General features: G+C 69.2%; 6 protein-coding genes. 2 read left to right on the top strand and 4 right to left on the bottom strand.

All coding sequences use genetic code 11. The features are described 5' to 3' along the window. Window positions 1-622: glycine betaine ABC transporter substrate-binding protein (locus VMD50_RS18925; protein ID WP_325429552.1), on the top strand; the 622-nt coding region annotated here is incomplete at its 5' end. Between the two features lie 3 nt (window positions 623-625). On the opposite strand, the gene VMD50_RS18920 is transcribed toward VMD50_RS18925, so the two are convergent. From VMD50_RS18920 to VMD50_RS18910, 3 genes are all read right to left on the bottom strand, one after another. Beyond that, window positions 626-1453, bottom strand: a complete 828-nt coding sequence (locus tag VMD50_RS18920) for an SDR family NAD(P)-dependent oxidoreductase (protein WP_325429550.1) — start codon at window positions 1451-1453, stop codon at window positions 626-628. 186 nt (window positions 1454-1639) lie between these two features. Next, entirely contained in the window at window positions 1640-5365 is a 3726-nt protein-coding gene (locus VMD50_RS18915) for a multifunctional oxoglutarate decarboxylase/oxoglutarate dehydrogenase thiamine pyrophosphate-binding subunit/dihydrolipoyllysine-residue succinyltransferase subunit (protein ID WP_325429548.1), read from the bottom strand. A 170-nt stretch (window positions 5366-5535) separates the two neighbouring features. Beyond that, a complete protein-coding gene (locus tag VMD50_RS18910; RefSeq protein ID WP_325429546.1) occupies window positions 5536-6300 on the bottom strand; it encodes a hypothetical protein in 765 nt (254 codons plus the stop codon). A 152-nt stretch (window positions 6301-6452) separates the two neighbouring features. Between VMD50_RS18910 and VMD50_RS18905 the strand changes: the two genes are divergently transcribed. After that, the gene (locus tag VMD50_RS18905; RefSeq protein ID WP_414686120.1) at window positions 6453-8225 is read left to right on the top strand and encodes an MFS transporter; all 1773 of its coding nucleotides are present in this window, start codon (window positions 6453-6455) and stop codon (window positions 8223-8225) included. Here the strand turns inward: VMD50_RS18905 and VMD50_RS18900 are convergent. Then, window positions 8222-11620 carry a TM0106 family RecB-like putative nuclease gene (locus tag VMD50_RS18900; RefSeq protein ID WP_325429544.1) on the bottom strand — a complete coding sequence of 1133 codons (3399 nt, stop codon included), beginning with the start codon at window positions 11618-11620 and terminating at the stop codon, window positions 8222-8224. The genes VMD50_RS18905 and VMD50_RS18900 overlap by 4 nt on opposite strands. Between the last annotated feature and the right edge of the window lie 262 nt (window positions 11621-11882).

Genomic DNA, 11882 nt, shown 5'->3' with positions numbered 1-11882 from the left:
GTTCACCGGCCAGACGTTGCAGCACTTGCAGCCCGGGGCGGTGGCGATGTCCGACGCGCAGGTGTATCGCGCGATGATCGCGGCGTTGCCCGAGGGCGTGCTGGCGGGCGACTACACCACCGCGGCCAACGACAAGCCGGTGCTGTTGGTCACCCAAGCCACCGCCCAGGCCTGGGGCGGCCATGACCTCACCGCGGACCTGAGCACCCTGCCCAAGCACTGCGACGGGCTGGTGATCGGGGCCGTCAGCGGGTTCCAGGCGCCGGATTCCGTGGGATCGTGCCGGCTGCCCGCTCCGCGCCAATTCCCTTCCGAGGATGCACTTTTCGCGGCGGTGCGGTCCGGCCAACTTACCGCGGGGTGGACGACGGCCGCCGACCCGGCCAGTCCCGCCGACCTGGTCGCGCTGGCCGACGGCAAACCCGCGCTCATCCGGGCCGAGAATGTGGTGCCCCTGTATCGTCGCAACGCGCTGAGCGATCGGCAGCTGCTGGCGATCAACGAGGTGGCCGGGGTGCTGGACACCGCGACCCTGGCCGACATGCGCCGGCAGGTGGCCGGCGGCGCCGACCCACAGGCGGTGGCGGGCGGGTGGCTGGCCGAACACCCCCTGGGCCGCTGAGGCTCAGACCCTGGGCATCAACCGGCCCATGACGGGCCCGAACAGCTGCTGATAGTAGGGGCCGGCCACCCGCACCATCGCGTCAATGATTTTCGCGTCGGTGCCGACCAGCACCCGGGCCTTCTTCTTGCGGACCGCGTCGAGGATGGCCCGGGCGGCTTGTTGGGGGCTGGTCCGGGCGAGCCGCTTGTCGAACATCTTGGCCAGCTGGTCGCGGTCGAGCCCTTCGGCGGCGGTGGCGTTGCGGGCGATCGCGGTCTTGATGCCACCCGGGTGCACGGTGGTCACCGCCACCGGGTGGCGGGCCAGGATCATCTCCTGGCGCAGCGCCTCGGTGAAGCCCCGGACCGCGAACTTGGCCGAGTTGTAGGCCGCCTGCCCCGGCACCGAGAACAGCCCGAACACGCTCGAGATGTTGATGATGTGGCCGTCCCCGGAGGCGATCACGTGCGGAAGGAACGCCTTGGTGCCGTTCACCATGCCCCAGAAATCGACGTCCATCACCCGTTCGATGTCCTTGAACTGGCTGACCTCGATGTCGCCGGTGAAGGCGATGCCGGCGTTATTGTAGATCTGGTTGACCTTGCCGAAGTGCTCGGCGACCGCGTCGGCGTAGGCCAGGAAGGCCTCGCGCTCGGTGACGTCGAGCCGGTCGGCCTTGACCGGCGCACCGATCGCCTTCAACCGCTCCTCGGTCTGCGCCAGGCCCTCGGTGTCGACGTCGCTGATCGCCACCTTGGCGCCGGAGCGGGCCAGCTCGATGGCCAGCGCCTGCCCGATGCCCGAACCCGCGCCGGTGACCACGGCGACCTTGCCGGCGAACCCCTTCATGAGCACTCTCCTGTCGCTTCGTCTTCGTCGAGGCTAACCGGTACCCCCGGCGGCTTAACAGGCCCTGGCGCCGGGGGGCGGGCCGACGGCCGATACCGCTGCCGCGCCCGCGGCAGATTTGGGGTGCTCTGTCGATCGCTGGCGGAGGCTGGTGTCCGGATTTCCTTGCGATGGGCCACAATTCGGCTAAGCGCCGGGCTGGCGGAAGGCCGTGTCGAGGATCTCCTGCTGCTCGACGGCGTGCACCTTCGACGAACCCGACGACGGGGCCGACATCGCGCGCCGCGAGATGCGCTTGAGTCCGGTCAGCTTGTCGGGCAACAACTCCGGCAGTTCGAGCCCGAACCGCGGCCAGGCGCCCTGGTTGGCGGGCTCCTCCTGCACCCAGAAGAACTCCTCGGCCGCCGGGTAGCGGTCCAGCGTCTCGTTGAGCCGGCGCTTCGGCAGCGGGGCGAGCTGCTCGATGCGCACGATCGCGACGTCGTCGCGGTTGTCCTTGGCCTTGCGCGCCGCCAGCTCGTAGTAGATTTTGCCGCTCGTCAGCAGGATTCGCCTGACCTTGCCGCGGTCGCCGATGCCGTCTTCGTAGGTCGGCTCCTCCAGCACCGAGCGGAACTTGATCTCGGTGAAGTCCTTGATGTCGCTGACCGCGGCCTTGTTGCGCAGCATCGACTTCGGCGTGAACACGATCAGCGGGCGCTGGATGCCGTCGAGCGCGTGCCGCCGCAACAGGTGGAAATAGTTGGCCGGCGTCGAGGGCACCGCGATGGTCATCGAACCCTCCGCCCACAGCTGCAGGAAGCGTTCGATGCGCGCCGACGTGTGGTCGGGGCCCTGCCCCTCGTGACCGTGCGGCAGCAGCAGCACCACGTTAGACAGCTGGCCCCACTTGGCCTCACCGGAGCTGATGAACTCGTCGATGATCAACTGCGCGCCATTGACGAAGTCGCCGAATTGCGCCTCCCACAGGACCAGCGCGTCCGGGTTGCCCACGGTGTAGCCGTACTCGAAGCCGACGGCGGCGTACTCCGACAGCGGCGAGTCGTAGACCAGGAATTTGCCGCCCGTCGGTGTGCCGTCGGGATTCGTCGCCAGCAGCTGCAGCGGCGTGAACTCCTCGCCGGTGTTGCGGTCGATGATCACCGAATGCCGCTGGGAGAACGTGCCGCGCCGGGTGTCCTGCCCGGACAGCCGCACCAGCTTCCCCTCGGACACCAGCGAACCCAGCGCCAGCAGCTCGCCGAAGGCCCAGTCGATCTTGCCCTCATAGGCCATCTCCCGGCGCTTTTCCAGCACCGGCTGCACGCGCGGGTGCGCGCTGAACCCGTCGGGCACGGCCAGGAACGCGTCGCCGATGCGGGCCAGCAGCGCCTTGTCGACCGCGGTGGCCAGCCCCGCGGGGACGGGCTGGTCGGCCTCGACCGATTCGCTGGGCTGCACGCCGTGCTTCTCCAGGTCGCGAACCTCGTTGAACACCCGCTCCAGCTGGCCCTGGTAGTCGCGCAGTGCGTCCTCGGCCTCCTTCAGCGAGATGTCGCCGCGGCCGATCAGGGCCTCGGTGTAGCTCTTGCGGGCCCCGCGCTTGGTGTCGACGACGTCGTACATGTAGGGGTTGGTCATCGACGGGTCGTCGCCCTCGTTGTGGCCGCGACGCCGGTAGCACAGCATGTCGATGATGACGTCCTTGCAGAACCGCTGGCGGAAGTCGACGGCCAGCTTGGCCACCCACACGCAGGCTTCCGGGTCGTCGCCGTTGACGTGGAAGATCGGCGCCCCCACCATCTTCGCCACGTCGGTGCAGTACTCGCTGGACCTGGAGTACTCCGGCGCGGTGGTGAACCCGATCTGGTTGTTGACGATGATGTGGATGGTGCCGCCGACGCGGTAGCCGGGCAGGTTCGCGAGGTTCAGCGTCTCGGCCACGACCCCCTGGCCGGCGAAGGCGGCGTCGCCGTGCAGCATCATCGGCACCACGGAGAAGCTCTTGCCCCCTTTAACGTCGCTGTCGTCGGCACCGCGATCCAGCAGGTCCTGCTTGGCGCGCACCAGGCCCTCCAGCACCGGGTCCACGGCCTCCAGGTGCGACGGGTTGGCGGTCAGCGACACCTGAATGTCGTTGTCGCCGAACATCTGCAGGTACACGCCGGTGGCGCCGAGGTGGTATTTGACGTCGCCGGAGCCGTGCGCCTGCGACGGGTTCAGGTTGCCCTCGAACTCGCTGAAGATCTGCGAGTACGGCTTGCCGACGATGTTGGCCAGCACGTTGAGCCGGCCGCGGTGCGGCATCCCGATGACCACTTCGTCGAGGCCGTACTCGGCGCACTGGTCGATCGCCGCGTCCATCATCGGGATCACGCTTTCCGCGCCCTCGAGCGAGAATCGTTTTTGCCCAACGTATTTCGTCTGCAGGAAGGTTTCGAAGGCCTCGGCGGCGTTGAGCCGGCTCAGAATGTACTTCTGTTCGGCCACCGTCGGTTTGGCGTGCTTGGTCTCGACCCGCTCCTGCAGCCACGCCTGTTGCTCGGGCTCGAGGATGTGGGTGTACTCCACGCCGATGTGGCGGCAGTACGCGTCGCGCAGCAGCCCCAGCACGTCGCGCAGCTTCTTGTACTCGCAACCGGCGAAGCCGTCGACCTTGAAGACGCGGTCGAGGTCCCACAGGGTCAGACCGTGGTTGAGAATTTCGAGGTCGGGGTGGCTGCGGAACCTGGCGCTGTCCAGCCGCAGCGGGTCGATGTCGGCCATCAGGTGCCCGCGGTTGCGGTAGGCCGCGATCAACTCCATCACCCGCGCGTTCTTGTCGACGATGGAGTCCGGGTTGTCGGTGCTCCAGCGCACCGGCAGGTACGGGTTGCCCAGCTCGCGGAAGATCTCGTCCCAGAAGCCGTCCGACAGCAGCATTTCGTGGATGGCGCGCAGGAAGTCCCCGGACTCCGCGCCCTGGATGATGCGGTGGTCGTAGGTGGAGGTCAGGGTGATCAGCTTGCCGATGCCCAGCTCGGCGATGCGCTCCTCGCTGGCCCCCTGGAACTCGGCGGGGTACTCCATGGCGCCGACGCCGATGATCGCACCCTGGCCGGCCATCAGCCTGGGCACCGAGTGCACGGTGCCGATGGTGCCCGGGTTGGTCAACGAAATCGTCACGCCCGCAAAGTCTTCTGCGGTCAGCTTGCCGTCGCGGGCCCGGCGGACGATGTCCTCGTAGGCGGTGACGAACTGCGCGAACCGCAGTTCCTCGCAGCGCTTGATGCCGGCCACCACCAGGGAGCGCTTGCCGTCCTTGCCCTGCAGGTCGATCGCCAGGCCGAGATTGGTATGAGCTGGTGTGGCGACATTGGGTTTGCCGTCGACCTCGGCGTAGTGGCGGTTCATGTTCGGGAACTGCTTGACCGCCTGGACCAGCGCATAACCCAGGATGTGGGTGAAGGAGATCTTGCCGCCGCGGGTGCGCTTGAGCTGGTTGTTGATGACGATCCGGTTGTCGATCAGCAGCTTGGCCGGGATCGCCCGGACGCTGGTGGCCGTCGGCACCTCCAGCGACGCGGACATGTTCTTGACGACGGCCGCGGCCGCGCCGCGCAGTACCTGCACGTTGTCGCCCTCGGCCGGCGGGGGAGCGGCGGACTTGGCCGGCGGCGCCGGTGCCGCCGGGGGCGACACGGCGGCGCCGTTGCCTCCAGCGGGCTTCGGTGGCTCCGGCGCCTTGGCCTCCGGGGCGGCGGGCTTTGCTGCCGGGGCGGGGGCTTTTGCTTCCGTGGCGTGCCCGCCACCCGCGTCGCTGGTGGGTTCGGGGTTGTAGTCGACCAGGAATTCGTGCCAGCTCGGGTCGACCGAAGAGGGGTCGTCGCGGAACTTGCGGTACATCTCCTCGACCAGCCATTCGTTTTGCCCGAATGGCGATATGTTGCTCACGGCCGCTGTTCGCCTCAATTCTTGTGTTCTGCAAGCGCATTCCTCGCGCCCGCGACTCTCCGCGCCCCTGATGGTGGGGCATCTCATACCCGCGCCGGTCCTGGAACGATTTCCGCCCCAATAAGGCTAACCTTTTGCCGGCAATCCGCGAGAGCGACGGGGTAAGCGAACTAGCCGGCTTCGTGGATCGGGGGCAGCAGCCGCAGTGTGCTCGGCCAGCGCGCGGGCGCGGCGCCGAACGCCTCACGGGCGTTGCGGACGATCTTCTTGCCCACCATCCGGTTGCCGGCGCCGCCGACCACGGCCCCGACGCCGACCGGCAGCATCTTGCCGAACATCAGGGCGCCCTTCCGCAGTGTGTACCGCTTCACGAAGTAGCTGAGCATCCGGGTGTTCAACCGCCCCAGCGTCGGCAACGGCAGCGACGCCATGCCCTCGGCCAGCCAACCGCCCTGGGTGCGGCTGGGCCCGATCAGCTCGCCGATCGCGCGCCGGCTGTCGTCTCCCACCAGGACGGCAAGCACCAGCGCGCGGCGCCGTTCCCGGTGGTCGGCCGGGATGTTGTACACCGCGGCCTTCGCCAGCACGAACAGGGCGGTGGCCTCGACAAAGAACACGGTCTCCCCGGCGCCCGCGGACACCGCCGTCAACGTCCCGACCCCGGGGAACGTCGCGGCCGAACCGACGGCGGCACCGCTGGCCGTCAGCGCGGCCAGGTAGCGCTTCTCCAGCTTGGCGTCGACCTCGGCGGGGCTGGCGCCCGGGTGCGCCCGTCGCAACCTCGTGACGTAGGCCTCGGCCGCGGGGCCGTGCACCCGCGTGCTGCGCTCGATGACCTGCGCCAATGCGCGCGCCGATGCTTTGGGCCGGCCACCGCCGGCCGGCGGCCGGTCCGGCTTTGACACATGTGAAGCTCTGTTCCGTCGGGCCCGCATATTGCCTCTCCTGCTGATGGCGTCCTTCCAGGCTAACCCGCCCGGCGTAAAAGGTAGGTCGGGTGACAGGCCGCGGTGTCGGCCGATTGCCCCACCCGGGATAATGCGGTGCAGGGCGGCGATGCGGGCGGTTCGTCCCAGGGGGAGGTGATATGACCACGGCGATGTCGAGTCGCGCCGACTTCGTGAGGCGCTGGAACTCCGCGATGGCCGTGAACTCGCCGGACTCCGGGAGTCCCTGGAACGCGCTCTGGGCGATGATGGTCGGCTTCTTCATGATCATGGTCGACTCGACGATCGTCGTCATCGCCAACCCCACCATCAAGGCCGACCTGCACACCGGCTACGACACCGTGGTCTGGGTAACCAGCGCCTACCTGCTGGGATACGCGGTGGTGTTGCTGGTGGCCGGCCGGCTCGGCGACCGGTTCGGCACCAAGAACCTCTACCTGATCGGTTTGGCGGTGTTCACCGCGGCATCGATGTGGTGTGGGTTGTCGGGCAGCGCAGCCATGGCGATCGCCGCCCGGCTGGTCCAGGGAGTGGGCGCCGGGGTGCTCACGCCGCAGACCCTGTCGACGATCACCCGGATTTTCCCGCCGGAGCGCCGCGGCGTCGCGGTGAGCCTGTGGGGCGCCACGGCGGGCGTGGCCACCCTGGTCGGGCCGTTGGCCGGCGGCGCGCTGGTCGACGGGCTGGGCTGGCAGTGGATCTTCTTCGTCAACGTCCCCATCGGAGTGGCCGGGCTGGCGCTGGCCGTGCGGCTGGTTCCCGTGCTGCCCACCCAGGCGCACCGGTTCGACCTGGTCGGCGTCGGACTGTCCGGCCTGGGCATGTTCCTGATCGTGTTGGGGCTGCAGCAGGGCCAGGCCGGCCACTGGCAGCCGTGGGTCTGGGCGATGATCGTCGCCGGCGTCGGGTGCATGTCGCTGTTCGTCTACTGGCAGGCCGTCAACACGCGGGAGCCGCTGATCCCGTTGCGTGTCTTCGCCGACCGCGATTTCACCGTGTGCAACGCCGGGGTCGCCATCACCGCGTTCGCGACGACGGCGATGATGCTGCCGCTGCCGTTCTTCTTGCAGGCCGCGTGCGGCCTGTCGCCGACTCGCTCGGCGCTGGTGATCGCGCCGATGGCGGTCGCGGGCGGAGTGCTCGCGCCGTTCGTGGGCGTGATCGTCGACAGGTACCACCCGCGGCCGGTGCTCGGTTTCGGCTTCTCGATGATGGCGATCGGGCTGACCTGGCTGTCGTTCGAGATGTCCCCGTCGACGCCGATCTGGCGGCTGCTGCCGCCGTTCGCCGTGATCGGCGTCGGGAGCGCGTTCGTGTGGTCGCCGTTGACGGCCACCGCGACGCGCAACCTGCCCCCGGATCTGGCCGGGGCGGGCTCCGCCGTCTACAACTCGATGCGGCAGTTGGGGGCGGTCCTCGGGAGCGCGGGCATGGCCGCGTTCATGACGTGGCGGATCGGTGCCGAGATGCCGTCGGCCACACCGGCGACCGGGGACACCACTTCGCTGCAACTGCCCGAGTTTCTGCACGGGCCGTTTTCCACCGCGATGGCGCACTCGGTGCTGTTGCCCGCGTTCATCGCGTTGTTCGGCATCGTCGCCGCGCTGTTTTTGGTCGGGTACGGGCGCTCGGCGGTCGCGGGCCGCGACCTGGCCGATGGGGGCGACGTCGTCGACGACGACTACGACGACGACGAGTACGTCGAATTAATCCTGGTTCGCGATCCGGGCGCCGGCCCCCCGCCGCGCGCAGGCATTCGGCACAGCGACCCGGTGCCGTACGGCGGCCCGATCAACGGCTCCCGTGTCGAGGGTGGGAAACGGCTGCGCCCGACGGCATCGCCGAGCCATCGCTACCTGCCCCATCCCGACGACGGGCCCGTCGGCTACGGCCGGCACTCGTCCGGCAACTAGTCCCGCGTCAGCGCCAGGAATGCGCCCAGGTCGATCAGGCCGGCGGGTGTGCCGGGCAGGTATTCGGTGAGCAACTGCGAGCGCACGATCACCGCCGCGTACTGCGCCCGGCTGACGGCGACGTTGAGCCGATTCCTGTTGAGCAGGAACGAGATTCCGCGGGGCACCAGATCGGCCGACGAGGCCGTCATCGAAACGAAGACCACCGGCGCCTGCCCGCCCTGGAACTTGTCGACGGTGCCCACCCGGATCCCGGCCAGCCCGGCGGATTCCAGCCGCCGGCGAACCAGCGTCACCTGCGCGTTGTAGGGGGCCAGCACCAGCACGTCCGAGACGGTCAACGGCCGGCTGCCGCGCTCGTCGGTCCACGCGCGGCCGAGGATTTGGTCGATCTGCGCGGCGATGGCGTCGGCCTCCTCGGGGCTCTCGGTCGAGTTGCCTTGGTGGGCAACGGCGCTCACGTGCACGCCGGGCGGGTACCCGTCGAGGTGACGCGCGGCGGCGCAGTCGTGGGAATGCAGCCTGCCCTCGTAGGACAGCGCGGAGACCGCGGCGCACACCGTCGGATGCATGCGGTAGGAGCGGTCCAGGAAGTAACCGCGTTCGTCGGGCAGCGTGCGCGCGCGGTCCACCAGCCAGGCCAGCGCCGACGTGTCGACCGGTTCCGGATGCGTGCCCTGGCTGACCTGCGGGAGCTGCTGAGGGTCGCCGAGCAGCAGCAGGTTGGCGGCCGCCGGCGCGGTGGCGATGGTGTTGGCCAGACAGAACTGGCCCGCCTCGTCGATCACCAGCAGGTCCAGGCTGCCTGGCCGCACCCGGTTGGCGTTGGCGAAGTCCCACGCAGTGCCGCCGATCACGCAGCCGGCGTTGCCGGTGATGAAGGCGGCGTACTCGTCGGCATCGATCTCCTGCCAGCGCGGGGCGTCGCGGTCGTAGCGCTTCTTGGCGACTCGCGCCGGGTCCAGTTCCGCGTCGATCACGCAGTCCAGCAGGTTCTCCACGGTGGCGTGGGATTGCGCCACCACGCCGATGCGCCAGCCGTGGTCGGTGACCAGCCGCCCGATTACCCGGGCGGCCGTGTGCGTCTTTCCGGTGCCCGGCGGCCCGTGCACCGCCAGGTACGACGAGTCCAGGTCGAGTGCCGCGGCGGTGATGTCGGCGACGGTGTCGGCGCCGCGGGGTAGTGCCCTACCGCTGCGGGTGCGGGGCGTGCGGCGCAGCAGGATGTCGACCAGCGCGGTGCGCGGCAGTCCCGGCAACCCGGCGGCCACGGCAGTGGCCGTCGATTCGATCGACTCCCTCAGCGCCGCGGTGGGGACGGGCGGCCCGGGAGTGAGCGCGAACGGCAGTTGGTGAAAAGTGTTGCCGTCGCTGCCGACTCGCTCGACGATCACCACCTCGGTGGGCACCACCGGGTCGTCGACCGCGATGACTTCGGCGCGACCGGCCGCGCGCCGGTCGGGGCTGTCGGTCATGCCCGGTGGCGCCGGCGGCTCGTAGAGGGCGAAGACGTTCGTCATCAGCTCGCCGCGCGAAAGCTGTCCGCGCAGCTGCACTTCACGCCGCGGCTTGCGGGCGCGGGGAGGGGTGTGCCAGTCCGCGCCGACCGATGCCGTCTCGGCGATGAAGACGTCGGTGTCGTCGGCCCACTCCTCGACCGGGAAGTTCAGCCGGTCGAAATGCGCCCACCAGAACGGCTTGTCCTCGCGCCGGTGGTAGCCGCGCGCCGCCGCCAGCAGGGCCACCGCCGTCTGCTCGGGTGTGCGGTCGCCGATGCCGGCGTCGCCGGTGAACGTCGACAAGGTCGTCGCCAGCCGGTCGCGGTCTTCGACGATGTTGCCTTCCGGAACCGGTTGGGCGCCAAGGGGTACGACGCAGGACTCATAGGCGCGCAGCATCAGCCAGTTGCGCAGTTCCCGGGTCGACCGGCAGTCGTAGTGGTTGTAGTCCTCGATCTCCTTGAGCACGGATGCGGCGTCGTCGTGCTCGCCGGCGGCGCGCAGTTCGCAGTAGCGGGCATAGGAGGTGATCGATTCGGCGGCCGTGGTGACATCGCCGGCGCGCAGCTGCGCCCCCATGTAGAGCGGCTCGAGCGCCTTGAGGCTGAACGACTCCGCGCCGACGCGAATGCTCTTGCGCACCAGGGGATACAGGTCAACCAGGGTGCCGCTGCGCAGCAGCTCGTCCACCTGGTCCTCGCCGACCCCGTACCGCCCGGCGAGCCGCAGCAGCGCGGTCTTCTCGTAGGGCGCGTAGTGGTAGATGTGCATGTGGGGCCGGCGCTTGCGGCGCTTTTTGACCATCGCCAGAAAGTCGGTGAGCGCGTCTCGCTCGTCCACCCGGTCGTGCGCCCACAGCGGATGAAAGTTCCCGGTGGCGTCCAGGATCCCGAAGAGATACTCCAGGCCCCAGTCGTGTCCATCGGCCGTCCACAGTGGGTCGCCCTCGAAGTCGAAGAACAGGTCCCCGGGATCCGGCTCGGGCAGCAGGGTCAGCGGCTGCGGGTCGACGATCTCGAACTGCGGGATCCCGGTATCGCGCTGTCGGAGCTGCAGTTTGGCCTGCGCCGTCAGTTTGTCCTGTACACCCGACGCCAGGCCGGGCACCGGGCATGCGCGGCCGGCCAGCTCGGCGACCGTGGTGATGCCGGCGTCGATGAGTTTGTCGCGCTGGCCGATTCGCATGCCGGCGACCAGCAGCGGGTCGTCGGCGGCGCGCAGCCGTTCGGCGCACAACGTGCAGCGAAAGCACGCGACCACGCCGTCGTCGTCCCAGCGCACCGCGGTGCCCGCAGCGTAGTGCTCGTCGAGCAGTCGCTGCAAAAGCGCGCGCTGTGAACGGTAAACGGGGATCAGGTCGCCCACCCGGTAGCGCACGACGGTGCCGTCGCCGAGTTCCAGCTCGGCCTCCGGCGCCACCGGCACACCCGAGCCGGTCAGAGCGTCGGCGTAGGCCGCCAGCTGCAGCAAGGCCGTGACCTTGGGAGAGCGGGCCAGCTTGGTGTCGGTGACCCGATAGTGCTCGCCGTCGAGCACCAGGAAGTCGGCGAAGCCGACGAAGCGGCCGTCGAACATCGCGGCCTGATACACCACCGGGGCGCGGTTGGCGATGGCGCGCCGGGTCGCCTCGGCGGCGGCAGTCAGCCCGACGGCGGTGTACGCCGGGCGGCCGATGACCGCGACGGCATCGCCGAACTCGTCGCGGAATCGGTCGAGACGCCGTCGTTCGTGCTCGGTGCCCAGGGCGGCCGTCCTGCCGAGCAGTTCGTCGATGACGCTGACCGACGGGCCCCACCCGAGTTTGGCGTCGAAATCCCTGAGCAGGGCGTACTCGCAGCGGGCGGCCGCCGCGAGATCCGACGTGCTGTAGACGACGCTGTCGTCGGTGACGAACACAGCAGCAACAGTAGGTGAGGGGCCCGACAATATCGCTGACCATCGGGGACCGGCGGCATGCAGACCGGATGGCGGTCGCGCTGCCCTCAAACGGCGCGCACTCGACACCTCCCTGGGCGAACTGATTTGCAACGCCATCAGTTTGGGGCTGTGGGATCCCACGGCGCTGGCTACGGCATCGATCGAGCACCGCGGCCAGAGTGGCGGTGTTCGGGCCAACGTCGCCCAGGTTGATGGCCCTACATCTAGCCACATGCCCCCA

It is taken from the genome of Mycobacterium sp., assembly GCF_035506235.1.
Classification (GTDB): domain Bacteria; phylum Actinomycetota; class Actinomycetes; order Mycobacteriales; family Mycobacteriaceae; genus Mycobacterium.
This window is presented reverse-complemented; position numbering and strand designations above follow the sequence as displayed.